The sequence below is a fragment of the Paenibacillus sp. KACC 21273 genome, assembly GCF_028736095.1.
Lineage (GTDB): Bacteria > Bacillota > Bacilli > Paenibacillales > Paenibacillaceae > Saccharibacillus > Saccharibacillus kyungheensis.
In genome coordinates, this window is the sequence record NZ_CP117876.1 from 920,604 (window position 1) to 940,755 (window position 20,152).

The window sequence follows — 20,152 nt, forward strand, 5'->3', positions numbered from 1 at the left end:
TCAAAAGGAGGCGGGCGACCATGGCAGCAAACAAAGCTTTTAATGCGACCAGAGGCGATAAAATATTTGATATTTGTAATACGATCGTGATGTTAATGGTACTTGTAGTAACGTTATATCCTTTCTTGAACGTACTTGCGATTTCACTTAACCAATCGACAGATACAGTTCGAGGCGGTATTCATATTTTTCCAAGAGCATTTACATTAGAGAACTATGCCACTATTTTTCAATATCAAGGACTGTTAACTGGAGCATGGATTTCAGTATTAAGAACAGTAATTGGGACAGTACTTGGATTGCTTAGTGCTTCAATGCTAGCCTTCACATTGAGTAGAGTCGATTTTCAAGCTCGTAAATTTATTTCAACATTCTTAGCATTAACGATGTATGTTACTGCTGGATTGGTTCCAACGTTCTTGTTAATGAGAGATCTACACTTGATCGGAACATTCTGGGTCTATGTTTTACCAGGAATCGTGAGTGCATTTAACGTATTCATTATCCGTTCCTTTATCGATGGCTTACCGTATGCTTTGCAAGAATCAGCGAAGCTTGACGGAGCGAATGATTTTACAATTTATTGGAAAGTTATTTTGCCACTATGTAAGCCGGTACTTGCAACGATCGCTTTGTTCTTAGCAGTTGGACAATGGAACTCTTGGTTTGATACGTATCTGTATAATGCCAGCAGTCCTGAATGGACAACACTACAGTATGAGTTGATGAAAGTATTGCAACAAAGTACACAGCAAAGTGGTGCTGTGAATGCGAACGATATGGCGAAGCAGATGGCAAGTATTTCTCCAGAATCGATTCGAATGGCGATTACGATTGTCGTGACGTTACCAATTCTTATCGTATATCCGTTTTTGCAAAAGTATTTTGTCAGCGGTATGACGCTAGGTGCAGTGAAAGCTTAATATAGCTATCGGGTGGTGTGTCACCACCTTAGCATATACTTATTTCTACCCTGTTCTATGATTGAAGGACTATCTATATTCAAAAGGGAGGCAATTTTAATGCCGAGAAAATTATTCAGATATGCTTTGGCACCTATGTTAGTGGTAGCACTAGCAAGTGTAACTGCATGTGGAAGTTCAGATCCAGTAGAAACAGAAACTTCTGATGTGTCCACACCGATCACGATTTCCTTTTTTGGTTCTGATGCGAATCCAACGTGGAATAATATGCAGGATGATGTTGGTAAAGCAATCACCAAAGCAACGAATGTAACGCTCAATGCTGAATATGATGTAAGTGGTGGGGGTACACAGAAGATTGCTTTGATGACAGCTTCTGGTGACTATCCTGATATGATTACTCCTAAAGGTTCGATTAGTAAATTAGTAGAAGCTGGCGCATTGATCGATTTGACTGATCTTATTAATAAATATGGTCCTAATATCAAAAAAGTATATGGAGACGATTTGGCTCGCTTACAATATAGTAAAGAAGATCCTTCTATCTACGTATTGCCAACCAATGCAGGCGTAGGGCAAACAAGCTTTGACGCAGGTGGCGGCTTTGAAGTTCAAAATGCTGTAATGAAAGAACTAGGATATCCTAAAATCGAAACAGTTAAAGATTTCGAAAAAGTATTAAAAGAGTACAAAGAAAAAAATCCGACAATCAATGGACAACCAACGATTCCATTATCTCTTAATGCAGATGATTGGAAAATTCAGATTACAGTTACAAACCCAGCATTCTTATCAACAGGTGCACCGGATGATGGCGAATTCTACATCGACCCTGAGACCTATGAAGCACAACTTCATTACAAACGTCCGGAAGAAAAAGAATATTTCCGCTGGTTAAATCATATGTATAACGAAGGTTTGTTAGATCCTGAGACATTCACACAAAAAACAGACCAATACAATTCTAAAATTGCAAGTGGACGTGTTCTTGGTCTAATCGATCAAGATTGGGATTACCAACAAGCTGAAAATGCTCTAAAATCTTCAGGTATGACTGAACGTGCATACGGACATTATCCTGTTCAATTAACAACAGAAACAAAAGATCGTTCATTCCAAGATATCGGTGCACCAGTAGGTTACGGTATAGGGATTACTACTTCTGCGAAAGATCCGATCCGCATTATTAAATTCTTAGATTGGATGTCTTCAGATGAAGCTCAAGTCTTGAATCAATGGGGTATCGAAGGTAAGCAGTACAATATGAAAGATGGCAAACGTGTTATTCCTGCGGATGTACAAGACATGAAAACAAATGATAATACGAACTTTGTTAAAACAACAGGTGTAAGTGGATATACTATATTTGGTGTTCATTATGGTGATGGCGTGAAAGATCCATCAGGTAACTATTACACTACGAATTTCCCTGAACAAATTATTGCAGGTTACACAGCTTCCGAAAAAGAAACATTAAAAGCTTATGGTGCAACAACATGGAAAGACTTATTCCCGCAAAAAGATGAGTTCCCGGTTAAACCTTGGGGTGCAGCGTACAACTTACCAGCACCGGATGATCAAGAATACACAGTAAACTTCCAAAAAGGACAAGATATTGTTCGTAAACGTATTCCAGAGGCGATTTTAGCTTCTCCAGAAGAATTTGATGGCATTTACGATGAAATGGTTGCTGAGTTAAGTACAGAACCAATGAAAAAAATGGAAGCATCGTATACACAAATGATTAAAGATACCGTTGAATTGTGGAGCAAGCCTGTCACTGCAAAATAAACATCTTAGATAATTGCAAAAGCTGTGATACAGCACAAAGAGGGGCTTCGGATTAACGAAGCCCCTTTATGTATGAATTTCAAATGTACGAATTTCAATCAGGAGGTCATATACCGATGGATCAAAACAAGCAGTCGTTATGGAAACTATGGTACAACCAACCTGCACAACTCTGGGAAGAAGCGTTACCGATAGGGAATGGTCGTCTAGGAGGCATGGTATTCGGTGGTATACAGCAGGATCGTATTCAATTGAATGAAGATACATTATGGTCAGGGAAACCACGTGAGACAGTCAACCCTAGTAGTCTAGCTGAGTTATCTCATGTTCGAGAACTTATTTTTGATAACCAATTAGAAGAAGCACAATCGATTATTAACACCAGCATGTTAGGGCATGATACCGAAGGTTATCAACCTGTAGGCGACCTGTGGGTCGATATACAATACCCTGTGACTGAACCTGTAATTACAGATTATCATCGTGAGTTACTGGTAGATCAAGCGCTCACCCGTACATCATGGCAAGCAGATGGACATCGTATTGAAAAAGAAGTATTTGTCAGTCATCCGCATCAAGTGATGGTCTATCGGTTACGTAGTGATGGTCAGCAACCTCTGAATATTCGTGTACGACTAGATAGTGTACAACCACATCAACAGTACGCTCAAGATCATGAATTATCGTTAGCTGGCTATTGCTTGCCAAGTATCGAAGACTATCGCCAGATAGAACCACCTTACGCGTATGATGCACAAGCAGAGCAAGGTATTCAATTTCATGTAGGCGTCAAAGTGTATGTAGATCAAGGACATATTCAAGCAGAAGATCAGCACTTATCTATTCAAGAAGCACATGAAATTATGATTGTATTATCAGTCGTTACTAATTTTGAAGGATACGATCAAGTTCCGGGAAGTAGTGGACGTGTATTAGCAGAAGAATGTGTAGCTATTCTCAATCAAGCGGGAAGTATCGGATACCAGTCATTGTTAGAACAACATCTAGCAGATTATAGTAGTCTGTTTAATCGGGTAGAGCTTCAATTAGAAGATGAACAACATCTGTTAGCATCCGATCAAAGTATAACTGACCAAGAATTACCAACCGATCAGCGACTGCAACAATATCAACAGCATCGTCATGATCCAGATTTAGAAGCGTTATATTTTCATTATGGAAGATATTTGTTAATCTCCTCGTCCAGACCTGGAAGTGAGCCAGCTAATCTACAAGGGATATGGAATGAACATGTACAAGCTCCGTGGAATAGTGATTACACCACGAATATCAATACACAGATGAATTACTGGCCTGCTGAAGTGTGTCAGCTTTCTGAATGTCATCAACCGTTATTTCGTATGATAGAAGATCTGAGTGTAAGTGGTCAGGAAGCGGCGAAAGTGCATTATGGAGCCAAAGGTTGGACAACCCATCATAATAGTGATCTCTGGCGCTTGGCTGTTCCGACTCAAGGTGATGCAAGCTGGGCGTTCTGGCCTCTCGGTGGAATCTGGTTATGTGCGCATCTGTGGGAGCATTATGAATATCATCGTGATCTAGACTTTTTACGGGAAACGGCTTATCCGATTTTGAAAGAAGCTGCTAGGTTTGCACTGGATTGGTTGGTTGAAGATCGTGAAGGTTATTTGGTTACTGTTCCTTCGACTTCACCTGAAAATAAATTTTTAACTGCTTCTGGAGAAGTATGTAGTACATCAGCAGCATCTACGATGGATATGACATTGATCCGCGAATTATTAGATCACTGTATCACCAGCACAACATTGCTTGAAGTCGATCAAGATTGGGCAAGTGAGCTACAAGAGACTTATAAGCGCTTATATCCTTTTCATATTGGTCGTCATGGTCAATTACAAGAATGGTACCGGGATTATGAAGAGCATGAACCAGGGCATCGTCATGTGTCTCATTTGTATGGTCTGTATCCCGGGCATGAGATTAATCGTTATCAGACACCTGAGCTAGTAGAAGCTGCTCGTGTCTCGCTAGAACGACGTATTCAGCATGGCGGAGGACATACCGGATGGAGCTGTGCCTGGCTTATTAATCTGTATGCTCGTTTGTTGGATGGAGAGACTGCACATGAATTTGTAACTACGTTATTATCGCGTTCTACATATCCGAATCTATTTGATGCTCATCCTCCATTTCAGATTGATGGTAATTTTGGTGGAACCGCAGGTATTGCTGAAATGTTGCTTCAAAGCCATTTACAAGAACTACATCTACTGCCTGCGTTGCCACAAGTATGGAATAAAGGATTTGTGAAAGGGCTACGGGCACGTGGCGGATATACAGTAGATATGCACTGGCAACAAGGACAACTGGTAGAAGTGACAGTAGAATCGCAGTTTCATGGAACCTGTCGCTTGGTGAGTTCTATTGCTCTGCAATTGGAAGATCCATTAACAGCTTCTACATTGACTGAACCTAATGAGCAACAAACTGATTTTGTGCTGGAGTTTACTGCGGAAGCGGGGAGAAGTTATACATTACATGCAAAGGTCTAAAATTCGGGTCTAATCATACAGTTAATCTACGAATATTTTGACGAGAAGTAATGAAAAATATTTTTTCTTCTATATATAAATATATTCTTATCAAATATGTAACTATGAATATATTAATAGGGAGATGAACTAAGGCGATATTTTCTGTATTATACAGAGAATGTCGCCTTTTTGACCATGAAATACATACTATTTGACAATAATTTGTAATAAATAATATAGAAATAAGAAGAATATAATTAAATAACGAATCAAAAGGGGCAAATTGTGGTAATAGAGACTATAACAATAGAAACGTAATTTTTAAAGTGCTCCTAGTTTGGAGTAGCAATGGATACTAACATAAGAGGGGAGTGCTTAATTATGGCGACAAATACAAAAGGCCGTTCAAATTCACCCGGAAAAAATGCGCGTGGATTAACTCGTTTGCTAACAATTATAGGTTGGATTGCTTTTGTTGTTGGTGTAGTAACGATTATTTTGAATATCCAACCATTTAATGATAACAATGCTGGATTGATGATGGGTATCGGATGTGTAGTAGGAAGTGTATTTATTTACTTTATTGGTAAATCGATCGGTTCTATGCAAGTTCGTAATGAAGAAGGAAAAGAAAGTATCAATGATGATTAAAAAATGAGATTTACGATAAAATAAATCCTTTTTAATTAAATACATGCTCCTTTAAGAATTAATTCTTAAAGGGGCTTTTTTACGGAATCACAATATGATAATATATAAATAATGTGAAAAGATTCACGATAACCTGTTAATAAATTGACAGATTTGTTAACAAGTCAAAAAAATGTGGAATTTACACCTTCTATGGATACGCAAATAGCACACTTAGTGTTAACATAGAAATGTGTGGTTTCAATATTATGAACGTCTTAAACGTTATGTGAGAAAGGGGATTAAGATGAACAAAAAACCGGGTTCTCGTCTTATGATGTGGGTTATGATTATTGTGTCGGTTCTGTCACTCGCTTTGACGGTATGGGCACTTTATGCAGGTAGCCACAATTACTTTGTTCTCGATCCGAAAGGACCTATTGCTGCAGGACAAAGAGATCTAATCGTGATTTCCACGATTCTAACTGCCATTGTTATTGTTCCGGTAACGATACTCACTTTTGTTATAGTGTGGAGATACCGTGACAAACCAGGTAGAAAAGCAAAATATGATCCGGATTTCAACCACAGCACCAAGCTTGAAACCATCTGGTGGGGGATTCCAATCATCGTTATTGCTGTACTTGGTATTGTAACTGTGCGTTACACTTATGCATTAGAGCCTTCTGTAGCGATTCAATCACAGAAGGAACCTATTACAATCCAAGTTGCTTCTATGGACTGGAAATGGTTATTTATGTACCCGGGCGAAGGTATTGCTTCTGTGAACTCTATTACGATTCCAGAAGATACACCTGTACGATTTGAACTGACTTCTGATGCTCCGATGAACTCTTTCTGGGTGCCAGAACTTGGTGGACAAATTTATACGATGTCGGGTATGGCTATGACATTGTATCTACAAGCTGATCATCAGGGAACTTTCTTTGGATCAGGTGCTAACTTCAGTGGTGAGCATTTTTCCCAAATGAGATTCGATGTGAATGCTGTATCTGACGAGCAATATCAGACTTGGGTCAACAAAGTTAAAACCGAGTCTAAACCTATGAGTATGGAAACATACCAGTCGCTAACGGTTCCTGGAACTGCTGACAAACAAACGTTTTCTGCATTCCCGGAAGGTCTATTCCAACAACTTGTTACCAAATACTTGCCAGGCGGTTTAGCAGGCGGTAAAGATCGTGCTACTCATACCACTCCTTCTACTCAGATTGATGAGAAACAAAGTGAAGAAGGACAAAGTGATATGGGAACAGGCGATCACGATGGCATGGAAATGAATGATCAAGAAAGCACAGACACGAATACTAGCAATTAAGTTCAGATTTATTTGAAGTTAGTTGTACCGTAGCGTGTGACATAAAAGACAGGGAAAGGAGCTCCCCGATGCTCGAGAAAATTAAAGATTTTGCATCTGACTTTTTCGTCACCGGCGACCCACTAATTTACGGTGCAGATGTATCTATCGGACTTGCGATGATTGCTATCGTTGTGGGACTCACCTATTTCAAAAAATGGGGCTGGTTGTGGCGTAATTATTTAACAACAGTTGACCACAAAAAAATCGGTATCATGTATATTCTTGCTTCGATTTTGATGTTGTTCCGTGGCGGCGTGGATGCCATTATGATGCGTACTCAACTCGCATTCCCAAATCTCGAATTTTTACATCCTGAACATTATAATCAGGTATTTACGACGCATGGCGTAGTTATGATCCTGTTTATGGCGATGCCATTTATGTTCGGACTCTTTAATATCGTTGTTCCTCTTCAATTAGGAGCACGCGATGTAGCTTATCCATTCTTGAACGCATTAAGTTTCTGGTTGTTCTTCTTGGGTGCGATGCTATTTAACTTATCTTTCGTTATCGGTGGTTCACCGGATGCAGGATGGTTGAGTTATCCACCACTATCAGAACTCCAATTTAATCCAGGACCTGGACAGAACTTCTACATCTGGGGTATTCAGATCTCAGGTATTGGTTCACTTGCAACGGGTATTAACTTCTTGGTAACGATTATCAAAATGCGTGCACCAGGCATGACATTTATGAAAATGCCTATGTTTACATGGTCTGTATTCGCGACATGTATCATTATCATTTTCGCTTTCCCAATTTTGACAGTTACACTAGCACTATTGTTTATCGATAGGTTTGCGGGGGCTCACTTCTTTACACTCGATGGTGGCGGTAACCCGATGATGTATATCAACTTGATCTGGATGTGGGGTCACCCTGAGGTATACATTGTTATATTACCGGCGTTCGGTATTTTCTCCGAAATCGTCAGCGTATTCTCGCGTAAAAAGCTATTTGGTTACACATCCATGGTATTCGCCATGTTGATTATTGCATTCGTATCGTTCTTTACCTGGGCGCATCACTTCTTCACGATGGGTTCTGGCGCAGATGTTAATGCGTTCTTCGCATTATCAACGATGCTGATTGCAATTCCTACAGGGGTTAAAATCTTTAACTGGTTGTTTACGATGTATCGTGGTCGAATTCGCTTCGATCTGCCGATGCTCTGGACGATCGGATTTATCCCATGTTTTATTATCGGTGGTATGACAGGGGTTCTATTGTCTGTTGCTCCTGCTGACTTCCAGTATCATAACAGTTATTTCCTAATTGCTCACTTCCACCAAGTTCTTATCGGTGGTGTAGTATTCGGTTATTTCGCTGGTATGTACTACTGGTGGCCAAAAATGTTCGGTTTCAAACTGAACGAAACATTAGGTAGATGGGCATTCTGGTTCTGGAACATTGGTTTCTATGTATGTTTCATGCCTCAATACCTGCTTGGTCTAATGGGTATGACTCGTCGTATCAGTACATTTGATTGGGACACTGGCTGGGGTCCATTAAACGTTGTATCCACAATGGGTGCATACTTGATGGGTGTAGCGTTCTTGTTCCAAGTTCTTCAAATTGCTTATAGTATCAAAAATCGTGAAGTCGATACGACTGGCGATATCTGGGACGCTCATACTTTGGAATGGAGTATTCCTTCTCCTGCACCAGAGTATAACTTTGCAGTGGTTCCAGTTGTGGATAGTAGAGATCCGCTATGGGTTGAGAAACAGCGTCGTGCGGCTGGTAAGCTTCCGAAAAATCCGCCAAAACCTGTATATGCTCCAATTCATATGCCGAAAAACTCTGCAATTCCAATTATAATGTCAACATTCTTCTTTATTGCCGGATTCGGCTTTGTCTTCTTGTGGACTTGGATGGCGGTTCTTGGTCTGATTGGTGTAGCAGGTTGTATGATTGCTCGCTCTTTCCAATACGATACCGACTATTACATTCCAGTTGAAGAAATTGAGAAGACGGAAGCATCGATAAGGGGGACGGTCTAATGGCACAAGCTGTATCACAGCATGGTCACGACCATGATCATAGTCATGACCACGGGCATCACGATCCGCAAGAAATGAAGCTTCTTGGTTTCTGGATCTTCCTAATTACCGACGTTATCTTGTTCGGTACTTTATTTGCAACATATGTGGTTCTTCATAAAAACACTGCCGGTGGTCCCGGTGGTGCAGAAATATTCGAAATGCCTGGCGTTATCGCTGAGACATTTATCTTGTTAACAAGTAGTTTTACAAGCGGACTTGCTGTACTTGCTATGAACAAAGGAAATGTAAAACAACTTATTTCTTGGTTGATCGTTACTTTTATTCTAGGTGCAGCATTTATCGGGCTTGAAGTAACGGAGTTCGTGAAATTGATTGGAGAAGGACACGGAATCTCTGCAAGTGCATTCCTAAGTGCATTCTTCACACTTGTCGGAACTCACGGACTTCACGTCTCGGTTGGTCTAGTCTGGATGTTGTTATTGATTATCCAATTGTCTCGTCGTGGTATCACTGACGTAACACGCGGTAAAATTAACGTCATCAGCTTGTACTGGCACTTTTTGGACGCGGTATGGATCTTCTTGCTATCCGTCGTCTACTTGTTGGGGGTGATGTAATATGGCGCAGCATTCAACAGATTCACATGCACATGGTGAAGATCATGCTCATGGCTCGCTTAAATCTTATATCATTGGTTTTATCCTTTCGATTATCTTAACGATTATTCCGTTAGTTGTTGTTATGAACCATATGTTCCAAGCAACAGCAACGATTCTAATCATTATGATCACTGCGGTATTGCAGTTCGTTGTACAGCTATTCTTCTTTATGCATGTACGCGATCGTACAGGTAACCAACCGCGTTGGAACGTAATGGCTTTGATTTTTGGTCTAGCGATTGTATTGGTTGTTGTATCTGGTTCTGTATGGATCATGGCTTACAACGGCGTAGGATACTAATCCACTAGATAAGAACTCATAAGTGCAAGATACGAGATAGACTTTAAAAGCTCTTTTGCTGGATCTACTACAGATTGTTATGCTGTAGTGGTGAAAGTAAAAGAGCTTTTTTTGCTATAGCGTTTGATAGGGATGATTAGATTATGTAATCCAGGTAAGCCTAATTAATATCTAATTAAAGCACAACAGCAAATACAGTGCATTATCATAGTCGATGATGTAATACTGTAATAGATAACAACAGCAGTATAGCAAAAAGAGTCTTGTTCCGCTGTGACAAACAGCAAAGCAAGACTCATTTATAGATGTGATACATAATGTATAGCAGATACAAAATGATCATCATAATGTATAGCTACTTGAGAGCATTATCCTAATTGAGGGATAGAAGAAGTAACACGATATTGTAACTGATCCAAATACGTTTGAACTTCATCACGAAGTTCAGGACGCTGAAGAGCAAAATCAATTGTTGCTTTGACATAACCAAGCGGATCACCGATATCATAACGATTACCTTGAATTTCTAACGCTGCGATATGAGGTAAGCGTGAGATCGCATCGGTTAATTGAATTTCGCCACCTTTGCCAGGTAACGTATCTTCCAAATAATCAAAGATTTCAGGAGGCAATACGTACCGTCCTATCACTGCTAGATCAGATGGAGCATCTTCGATAGCCGGCTTTTCTACAATATCGCTAACAGGAATAATCGAATAAGGAGTGTTGGGTATGACCGATGGAGCGACAATCCCGTATTTATTTGTATGTTCATAAGGCACATGTTGTACACCTACAATCGCTGTAGAAGGATATACATTTTGATTCAATAATTGCTGTAATCCGGGTACTTCATTAACGATAAGATCATCACCCAGTAGTACCGCAAAAGGTTCATTTCCAACAAACTGCTTGGCGCACAAAATGGCATGTCCTAGACCTAAAGGTTTCTTTTGACGAATATAATGAATATCTGCCAGTTCCGAAATACGATTCACCTGTTCTAATAAAGCATGTTTCCCTTTGGAAGCTAAATCAAGTTCAAGTTCAATCGAATGGTCAAAATGATCTTCAATCGAGCGTTTGCCACGTCCGGTAACAATAAGGATAGATTCGATCCCACTAGCAACGGCTTCTTCAATAATATATTGAATCGCTGGTTTATCAACGATAGGTAACATTTCTTTTGGTTGTGCTTTGGTAGCAGGCAACAGACGTGTGCCAAGCCCAGCAGCAGGTATAATCGCTTTACGAACTTTCATCGGAATTCCTCCTGAATCTATATTGTTATCATACAGGTACGTTATATCTGTTATGCAGGCGTTTGATTAACGGAATACCCATAATTTACTGACTGTATAGTTGATTCCTAATCCCAAAATAGTTACTGCTATTTTGGCAATCCAGACCGGAATACTCGCAGGAACCAAGCTGATTGCAATAGCTGTAATAATAGCAACTGTTATATTTACCAGTAAAAAACGGATAATTTCTGAAAAGTCAAAGCCTTTACCACGTGCAAACGTCCAACGACGATTCCAGAGATAACTGTTCAGTGTTCCAGCGCCATAGCCGATAAACTGAGCGGCTACAACACCTGTAAAGCTCTGTAGTAGCATAAAAACAACAAAGTCGATCACAGTATTGGAGACACCAACTGTAGCAAATCGAATCGCTTGATTCGTAAATAATTTAGAAACCAGCATGACGTTGTTCGCTCATCATACGACGTTGTTCTTGCAATTGTTCATGCACAGGAAGTGGTTGTTCTTGAGCAAAATTTCTAGTTTGCTGTATCAGATAAAGAGGACGTTGCTTCACTTCATCATAGATCCGGCCAATATATTCACCGATAAGACCAAGAATGACTAACGTAATCCCATTTAAAAATAAGATCGTCGCTACGATAGAAGCCCACCCTGGTGTGGTTGAAAAATGTAGTAACTTCTGAGCCAGTACAAAGATCAGATAAAAGAAACTGAATAACGATACCACACTACCTAGAATACTAGCTAATTTTAAAGGCTTGAGCGAAAAAGCGACCAGTGCATCTGATGCAAACCGGATCATTTTTTTAAGAGGATATTTGGTTTCACCTGCAAAGCGTTCTTCACGTACATAACTGATAGATGTCTGGCGGAAGCCTACCCAGCTCACCAGACCACGAACAAATCGATTATTTTCTTTTAATGTTTTCATCGCTTCACATACTTTGCGATCGATTAAGCGAAAATCACCTGTATCCATCGGGATATCAATATCACTTAATTTGTTCAGTGTGCGATAGAACATCGAAGCAGACCATTTTTTAAAGCCTGTTTCACCTTTACGTTCTGCCCGGGTAGCATAGACGACATCGTAGCCTTCTTTCCATTTTTCGATCATTTGCAAAATCAATTCTGGTGGATCTTGAAGATCAGCATCAATAACAACGATCGCTTCACCTTGAGCATGATCCATACCCGCAGTAATCGCAATCTGATGACCAAAGTTACGGGAAAAGTCGATCCATTTCACAGATGTATCTTGGGCACAAAGCTGATTCACAATAGAAGCCGTTTGATCACGACTTCCATCGTTTACAAAAATTAATTCATAAGGTTCATTCGTTTGTTGCATCACTTCAGTCAGGCGACGGTAACATTCCATTACAACAGCTTCCTCATTATATACAGGTACAACGATTGAATATCGCATAGCTTTTCCTCCTTATAAATACATCTTTATGTCATCACAACAGTGGAGTTACGATTGATTTAATTCATATAAAGTCAGTTGAGAACTTCTGCCACCGCCACCGCGTTGAGAACGTTGAGAAGTCGTATCGGTTGATGTAGTAGAGTTAGCACTCCATTCACTTTGTGCAATTTCAGTGCCATGCGCTTGTACCCATGATGTCAAATCTGAGCTCCCACTACCCATACCGCCACCAAGAATCACATATTTAAGTTCGCCATTGGTGACTAGCGCTTCGAGTTGAGTCGTTGTCAGTGCAGTATCAGAGCCTTTGAATCCGCCCCATGCTATTACAGGAGATCCAGTAGCTAAAATAATCGGTGTAGCTGTCTGTGAAGAAGTAGTGGCTACCAGATATTTCTCACCAGTGTTATGTTGTTGCAAATAAGTGATCAAACCAGAATCAATAGTAGAGCTGTTACTGCGTCCGCTAGAGGTTGCTAATTCCGGTCCGGCAGAAGGTTGTGTAGAATTGCCTCCATAGATTGCTGGTGTTATCGACCAGTAGGCAGGTGCAACAAGTAAAGCGACAAGAGCAAGAGTGAGTGAGATTCTGTTCATCGATTGACGTGAACGAAGGGCAATCCCTATAGACACCAGTCCGATCAGAGCTGCTACAATACCAAGAATCATTTGATCTAACGAAATTGTAATATATAATCCAGTTGCGATCCCTATGAGCATAAATATCGTCAACCAGCGCTTGTGTATATTTTGCCATAAATAAGCGAACGCTGCACCTGTGAGAGCGGCAATCGCAGGAGCCATCATAATAAAGTAATAACGATGAATATGCCCTGCAATACTGAAAAAGATAATCATCGGTGCAAGCCATGCTACCCAGAACAGAACGATATGTCGTTGTTCCCTACGTTGCAACCATAATATCAGAGCACTTAATAAGGCTAAAGGAAGGAACCATGCGATTTGCCCTGCATTGGCTGTGCTGAATAATCGGAGCCATCCAGCATCACCAGCGTCATTACTACCACCGCCAGAACCACCCATTGCACCACTGCCAGATCGTCCGCCATCATTACCCCCACCAAATCCGCCTTGTGGTGGAGCATTTCCGTTAGTATTCTGAACAGAAGCGGTAGAATGATCTGCACTAACTGTAGTTGCAGGCTGATCCGATATTGTCGATGTTTTTGCATTGGATGTATCTGTTGAAGTGTTAGCTGTTGTTGGTGTGCTACTTGAGCGGATAGAGCTTGATGTTGCACTATTATTGCTACGACCATCAGGTGTACCGGATGGCATGGTACCCATTCCACCACTGCCGCCACTACCACTAGAATCACCTGTAAGACGACTGATTCCATTGTAGCCAAGCGCAAGTTCTAATACAGAGTTGGATGTTCCACTACTTCCTACAAAGGGACGTTGATCCGCAGGTGTAAGGTCAACAATGACTGCCCATGATAGAGAAATCATTCCCATCAATACACTAGCAGTTAACAAATGAAGTATTTTTTGTTTCCATTGTCCTTTACGAGCTAACCAGTAAAGAAGGTAGAACGCAGGGAGTACCATAAATGCTTGTAGCATTTTGGTATTAAATCCTACTCCAACTAGTCCGAATGCGATACAAAGGGTAAGTAGTTTGCCACTGCGTACACTTTTGAACAATAGATAAGTCGCTAGCATTAAAAAGAAAACTAGTGTGCTATCTGCATTATTCGTGCGACTAACAGCTACAGCGATTGGCGTTAACGCCATAATCAGCCCGGCGATACGTGCAGCAGTGATTCCAAAGTGAGGCTTAATTATGAGATACAGTAAAATAACGGAGCCAGCTAATCCAAGTGCAGATGGTAATGCTAGACTCCAACTATGGATTCCAAATAGTTTGGCGCTGATCGCTTGAAGCCAGAAAGCGACTGGTGGCTTATCAATCGTAATAAAACCACCAGGATCATAAGCATTGAAAAAGAAATTATGCCAGCTCTGCACCATGCTTGTAATAGCAGCGGTATAGTAACTGTTCAGGTCGCCTGATTGATTAATGTTATATAGCGAAAGACCCGCGGCGATAAGCGCCAGTATAGCTAAAATCGGATCTATCCTTCGAATGCGGGATTCTTTCACTTGTATATATCCTCCTTTGTTGATCACGTCGTATAACTTTATGTAAAAAATATAACAAGGGTTTATGAACAAAAAATGAACGTTGCCTTAAAGGCGGTTAAAGATTGCTATAAATACATATAAAAAAGCGAGAAACCCTTAACATACAAGGAATTTCTCGCTTATTGATACAAGCTGAATAGAACCTGAAAAGAATATATTGATATTGTAAAATGGGTCAACATCTAGCTCTTATTTAAAAAAGTTAAGAACCTTTGGGTTGTTCAACAGTTAACGGTAAAAAAACAGTCATTTTGGTTCCTTGTCCATCCCCACTAGATCCTTCTATTCGTCCACCATGCAATCCAATAATCTTCTGCACAATCGACAATCCTAATCCATTCCCACCGGTAACCGATGTACGTGACGTATCGACTTTATAAAAGCGATCAAAAATATGTTCTAAATGATCAGGTGCTATTCCGCAACCGGTATCTTGCACCGACGCTATAATCCATTGCTGATCATGTGTAAGCGTAATATAAATATTCCCTTGTTCCGGAGTGAACTTGATCGCATTCGATAATAAGTTAATCCATACCTGACTGAGTAAATCTTCATCTCCGTCAAATGTAATTTTGTCGAGATCGGCAGAAAGTTCGATATTTTTTTCCATCCAAAGAGGGACACAAGAAGCGACAGACATTCGGATCTGTTCATCCAGACGGAAAGGAACAGTATGAAGCTTAACGACATCGAGTGAAGCTAGTTTTAACAGATTGCTACTAAGCTTGGATAATCGTTCACTTTCTTGTTCAATAATCGTCAAATGTCTGACCTGCTCAGGAGAAGCACTATCTCGCAAAGCTCCTGCAAATCCACGAATAGAAGTCAGAGGAGTCTGAATCTCATGCGATACATTGGATACAAATTCTTGACGCATCGCTTCGATCTTAGATAATTCGCCAATCATTCGATTAAAGTTACGGCTTAATTCACCAATCTCATCGTTACGTCGTAGATTCACACGAACTTGATAATCGCCTTTGGCTACACGTCGGGTCGCTTCTGATAATTTGGCAATCGGCTTGGCAATTAAGCGAGCCGCAAATAAAAACAGTACAACCCCAATCACTAACATGACCGATAAGACTAAAAACATCCAACTATTAAATTGATTCACAAAATGACCGGGTGCAGGACGAGCAAAAAGAGCATATTTTTGACCATTACGCTCAAACGGTACACCGACATAACGAGGTTCTTTTTTATCTTTTGAATTAAAAAATGAAAAATCAAAACTAGGGACAGTGTTATTGGTAGTCGGTATAGCTGTAGGGTGATAGACCTGTCCATTTAATACTTCTTCTTTCACTGTCTCTGGAATATTCCATTGATTCAAAGGATCAGGAGGTGTTGGTTTTGCTTTATTTTTTGTATCTGTTGAGGTACTTGTTGTAGAAGCAGGCGGTGTCGGAGGTACAGGTGGAGGGGAAAGTCCCGGAGGCCCTCCCGGTCCTTCACCAATAGAACGATACGTCGTACCATCTGCGCCGATCACTACAATCTGCATCTGTCCGCCCTGACTATCTAGATATTTCTGAATCATATTTTTGGGAATAGAAGATTGAATCTCAGCCATAGACTTGGCATCTGCCAAAATACGATCTTCTACAAAGTTAACCTGTTGTCGTTGAAATACCCAATCAGACATCAGTAAAGTAATGACAAAGCTGGCTACTACAACTGCAATAAACGTAAGTACCAGCTGACTATAAATATTTTTCAACCTTATTTCACCTCAATCCGGTAACCGATGCCCCGAATTGTCTGAATCGTAAATCCATTTTCTTCTGTAAAACGATCGCGTAGACGCTTAATATGCACATCGACTGTACGCTCATCACCATCATAATCATGCCCCCAGATTTTTTCGATCAATTGATCGCGTGTAAAAATCTGTCCCGGGAATCCAGCAAGAGTATATAACAGATCAAATTCTTTGGCAGGCAAAGCTTGCAGACTACCATTTGTATCTGCTTCTTTGGTTGAAGCATCCAGTCTGACATTACCAATCGAAAGAGATTCGCCTGAAAAAATGCGATAGCGTCGCAATAAAGCTTTGACGCGCATAACCATTTCTTCAGCTACAAAAGGCTTCGCTAAATAATCATCTGTACCTAAGCGGAATCCTTTGATTTTGTCTTCAGATTCACCTTTGGCAGTCACTAGAAGAATCGGTACATCTCCATAATAACGGCGAATATCTTGCGTTAGTTGCCATCCGTCCATATGAGGCATCATCACATCCAGAATAATCAGATCCCATTTACCATTTCCAAGCATATCGAATGCTTCTTTACCATCTCGTGCCGTATGCACACTATATCCTTCACGACTCAAATACATATGAATTAATTCCAAAATGGAAGGATCATCATCAGCTATCAAAATACGTACCATATCGTAACGCTCCTTTACAAGTAATCAGATTAATCGTACCCAGTGCTTGCATTATCATATCAGATCAATATGAAGAATACATGAACGAGATAGTCTGACATTATGTAGATCATAACATCAACCCAGCAACACGCCTATCAACGAATTTGCAAAAAAATCCAAAAAGTGTGATTAATCACTTCCCAAAACGAACAATATGAACTAAAATGAACTTATATGAACATTAGTAATCCAAATTACACTTATTGAGAGGATGAATAATAATGGAAAACCGTTATGTGTCTCACCCGAATGATGTGAAATCTTTTGATACTGATCGTCTACGTGAGGAATTTTTGATCGAATCTTTATTTCAAACCGATGAACTTGTAACCGTATACAGTCATGTAGATCGCTATATTGTAGGCTCGGCTGTTCCTGCTTCAAAAGAGATTAAATTAGAAGTAAATCTTAAAGATATCGGAACAGACTTTTTCCTTGAGCGTCGTGAGATTGGAATTATTAATATTGGAGCTCCCGGTAAAGTTACCGCAGATGGTCAGGAATATGAAGTAGCTGCCAAAGAATGTCTGTATATCGGATTGGGCACCAAAGAAGTGACGTTTTCAGGTAGTGGCAGTGAGCCTGCTAAGTTCTACTTTGTATCCACACCAGCACACCATCAATATCCAACCGTAAAAGCAACCCAAGAAGATGCAACACCAAGTCATCTAGGTGATATCAAAACATCAAATGAGCGTACAATTTACAAATATATTCATCAAGGCGGTATTAAAAGCTGTCAGTTAGTGATGGGAATAACAGAACTGGCTCCAGGTAATATGTGGAATACAATGCCTTGTCATACTCATAACCGTCGTTCTGAAGTCTATCTGTATTTCAATCTGGATGAAAATGCGACAGTATTCCACTTTATGGGCGAACCGCAAAATACCAAACACCTTGTTGTACGTGATGGACAGGTAGCGATTTCTCCAAGCTGGTCGATCCATAGTGGCGTAGGTACAAGCAATTATACATTCTGTTGGGCAATGGCTGGCGAAAATCAAACGTTCGATGATATGGACGCAGTAGCTATGAAAGATTTAAAATAAACCCAAAACCATTCCGGCATCATACTGGAAGGGACGGGGGAATTATGAGTGCATTAAAGCGTCATGAACGCATTATGGAAATATTAATATCTCATCAAGAAGTAACAGTCAGTCAATTGAGCGAGATGATGAATGTTACAGGCAAAACGATTCGTGAAGATTTAGCCAAGTTAGAAGACATGGGATTGTTAACTCGTGTACATGGCGGAGCTGTACTGGCACAAAATGATCAATATGGCATTTTATCCGGTCAAGGAACCAATACCAAGCATATGTCTGAAAAAGTAGAAATCGCCGAGCGGGCGCTTCATTATATACAGCCTAATGATATTATTGCACTCGATGGAGGCAGTACTACGCTGGAGATCGCCAAGCGACTGCCTAATGTGCCATTAACTGTAGTTACCAATGACCTGTTTATTTTGAGTGAACTTGCTAAGCGTGAACAAGTACGTCTGGTCGTTCCTGGCGGGGAACGAACACGTAATATGTTGATTAGCTCGCAAGCGGTAGAGTATGTACGCAGTCTCAATATTCACAAAGCATTTGTATCTTCGACAGCGCTCCATCCTGAATTTGGATTATCGATCTATACAGGTGATCTGGTTCCTTTCAAAAAGGCACTGGTTGAAACAGCGCAACAAGTCTATGGAGTAGTCGATCATCAAAAGTTCGGACAATTTGCATTATGGACATTTGCTGCCTGCCAACAGCTCGATATGATTATTACTGATAGTGGATTGTCTACTGAACAGATAGAACATTTTAAACAATCCAATCTTCCATTGGATATCGCTACACAGTAGAAAGGATGAATATATTGATGAACAGTTTTGATTTGACCGGCAAAGTAGCTTTGGTTACAGGATCAAGCGGTGGTCTGGGACAGGGGATGGCATTAGGGCTTGCTCAAGCAGGAGCAGATATTATCTCGGTCTCTTATTCAAGCAGTCAAGATACAGTCGATAAAGTAAAAGCATTAGGACGTGAAGCGATTGATATCGAAGCTGATCTGAGCAAGCATGACCGATTAGAAGATGTAGTACATCAAGCATTAGCATTTAAAGGTAAAATTGATATTCTGGTCAACAATGCAGGTATTATCCGTCGTGCTCCAGCAGTGGATCATCCATGGAAAGACTTTGCCGATGTAATTGATATTAATTTAGAAACAGTGTTTTATCTGTCACAATTGGTCGGTCGTCATATGATCGAACAAGGAAGCGGTAAAATTATTAGTGTGGCTTCGATGTTGTCTTATCAAGGTGGTATCAATGTACCGGGTTATACAGCCAGTAAGCATGGGGTTGCAGGAATTACCAAAGCACTTGCGAATGAATGGGCAAGCAAAGGGATTCAGATCAATGCGATTGCTCCAGGTTATATGCTGACAGATAATACAGCACCGATTGTAGCTGATCCTGCTCGTTTTGATGCGATTACCGATCGTATTCCAGCAGGGCGCTGGGGAACAGCTGAGGATATGCAAGGACCTGTCGTCTTTTTAGCTTCCAAAGCTTCCGACTACTTGAATGGACATGTCATCTGTGTAGATGGCGGATGGATGGCACGCTAATTCGAT

17 protein-coding genes are annotated in these 20,152 nt (G+C 40.5%); 11 read left to right on the forward strand and 6 right to left on the reverse strand.

Annotated elements, in window-relative coordinates:
* The first annotated feature begins 20 nt into the window (after positions 1-20).
* From PQ460_RS04200 to cyoD, 8 genes are all read left to right on the forward strand, one after another.
* Entirely contained in the window at positions 21-923 is a 903-nt protein-coding gene (locus PQ460_RS04200; protein ID WP_273613617.1) for a carbohydrate ABC transporter permease, read from the forward strand.
* Between the two features lie 99 nt (positions 924-1,022).
* Complete coding sequence (locus tag PQ460_RS04205; protein ID WP_274171864.1) at positions 1,023-2,714, forward strand: ABC transporter substrate-binding protein; 1,692 nt, start codon at positions 1,023-1,025, stop codon at positions 2,712-2,714.
* A 116-nt stretch (positions 2,715-2,830) separates the two neighbouring features.
* Positions 2,831-5,248, forward strand: a complete 2,418-nt coding sequence (locus PQ460_RS04210; protein WP_274171865.1) for a glycoside hydrolase family 95 protein — start codon at positions 2,831-2,833, stop codon at positions 5,246-5,248.
* A 363-nt stretch (positions 5,249-5,611) separates the two neighbouring features.
* Positions 5,612-5,881 carry a hypothetical protein gene (locus tag PQ460_RS04215; RefSeq protein ID WP_273613614.1) on the forward strand — a complete coding sequence of 90 codons (270 nt, stop codon included), beginning with the start codon at positions 5,612-5,614 and terminating at the stop codon, positions 5,879-5,881.
* A gap of 286 nt (positions 5,882-6,167) precedes the next feature.
* Complete coding sequence (qoxA, locus tag PQ460_RS04220) at positions 6,168-7,199, forward strand: cytochrome aa3 quinol oxidase subunit II (RefSeq protein WP_273613613.1); 1,032 nt, start codon at positions 6,168-6,170, stop codon at positions 7,197-7,199.
* A 68-nt stretch (positions 7,200-7,267) separates the two neighbouring features.
* Positions 7,268-9,244 (forward strand): cbb3-type cytochrome c oxidase subunit I, encoded by a 1,977-nt coding sequence (locus PQ460_RS04225; RefSeq protein WP_273613612.1) that lies wholly within the window; start codon positions 7,268-7,270, stop codon positions 9,242-9,244.
* Positions 9,244-9,864 (forward strand): cytochrome o ubiquinol oxidase subunit III, encoded by a 621-nt coding sequence (gene cyoC / locus PQ460_RS04230; RefSeq protein ID WP_273613611.1) that lies wholly within the window; start codon positions 9,244-9,246, stop codon positions 9,862-9,864. The genes PQ460_RS04225 and cyoC overlap by 1 nt, the downstream gene beginning before the upstream one ends.
* 1 nt (position 9,865) lies before the next feature.
* Positions 9,866-10,207: a cytochrome o ubiquinol oxidase subunit IV gene (gene cyoD / locus PQ460_RS04235; protein ID WP_069325649.1), complete on the forward strand. Its 342-nt coding sequence runs from the start codon at positions 9,866-9,868 to the stop codon at positions 10,205-10,207.
* A gap of 368 nt (positions 10,208-10,575) precedes the next feature.
* Here cyoD and galU read toward each other — a convergent pair whose 3' ends face one another.
* The 6 genes from galU to PQ460_RS04265 all read right to left on the reverse strand — a co-directional run bounded on the left by galU (position 10,576) and on the right by PQ460_RS04265 (position 17,476).
* A complete protein-coding gene (galU, locus tag PQ460_RS04240; RefSeq protein WP_274171866.1) occupies positions 10,576-11,469 on the reverse strand; it encodes a UTP--glucose-1-phosphate uridylyltransferase GalU in 894 nt (297 codons plus the stop codon).
* 66 nt (positions 11,470-11,535) lie between these two features.
* Positions 11,536-11,913, reverse strand: a complete 378-nt coding sequence (locus PQ460_RS04245) for a GtrA family protein (RefSeq protein ID WP_274171867.1) — start codon at positions 11,911-11,913, stop codon at positions 11,536-11,538.
* Entirely contained in the window at positions 11,900-12,904 is a 1,005-nt protein-coding gene (locus PQ460_RS04250; protein ID WP_273613608.1) for a glycosyltransferase family 2 protein, read from the reverse strand. The genes PQ460_RS04245 and PQ460_RS04250 overlap by 14 nt, the downstream gene beginning before the upstream one ends.
* A 48-nt stretch (positions 12,905-12,952) precedes the next feature.
* The gene (locus PQ460_RS04255) at positions 12,953-15,034 is read right to left on the reverse strand and encodes an ArnT family glycosyltransferase (RefSeq protein ID WP_274171868.1); all 2,082 of its coding nucleotides are present in this window, start codon (positions 15,032-15,034) and stop codon (positions 12,953-12,955) included.
* 244 nt (positions 15,035-15,278) lie between these two features.
* Positions 15,279-16,802, reverse strand: a complete 1,524-nt coding sequence (locus tag PQ460_RS04260) for a sensor histidine kinase (RefSeq protein ID WP_274171869.1) — start codon at positions 16,800-16,802, stop codon at positions 15,279-15,281.
* Between the two features lie 2 nt (positions 16,803-16,804).
* The gene (locus tag PQ460_RS04265; RefSeq protein WP_273613605.1) at positions 16,805-17,476 is read right to left on the reverse strand and encodes a response regulator transcription factor; all 672 of its coding nucleotides are present in this window, start codon (positions 17,474-17,476) and stop codon (positions 16,805-16,807) included.
* 263 nt (positions 17,477-17,739) lie between these two features.
* Between PQ460_RS04265 and kduI the strand changes: the two genes are divergently transcribed.
* Genes kduI through kduD form a run of 3 tightly spaced genes read left to right on the forward strand, consistent with a single transcriptional unit; the run spans position 17,740 to position 20,146 of the window.
* Positions 17,740-18,570: a 5-dehydro-4-deoxy-D-glucuronate isomerase gene (kduI, locus tag PQ460_RS04270; protein WP_273613604.1), complete on the forward strand. Its 831-nt coding sequence runs from the start codon at positions 17,740-17,742 to the stop codon at positions 18,568-18,570.
* A 44-nt stretch (positions 18,571-18,614) separates the two neighbouring features.
* Positions 18,615-19,376: a DeoR/GlpR family DNA-binding transcription regulator gene (locus PQ460_RS04275; protein WP_274171870.1), complete on the forward strand. Its 762-nt coding sequence runs from the start codon at positions 18,615-18,617 to the stop codon at positions 19,374-19,376.
* Between the two features lie 17 nt (positions 19,377-19,393).
* Positions 19,394-20,146 (forward strand): 2-dehydro-3-deoxy-D-gluconate 5-dehydrogenase KduD, encoded by a 753-nt coding sequence (kduD, locus tag PQ460_RS04280; RefSeq protein WP_274171871.1) that lies wholly within the window; start codon positions 19,394-19,396, stop codon positions 20,144-20,146.
* The last annotated feature ends 6 nt before the right edge of the window (positions 20,147-20,152 follow it).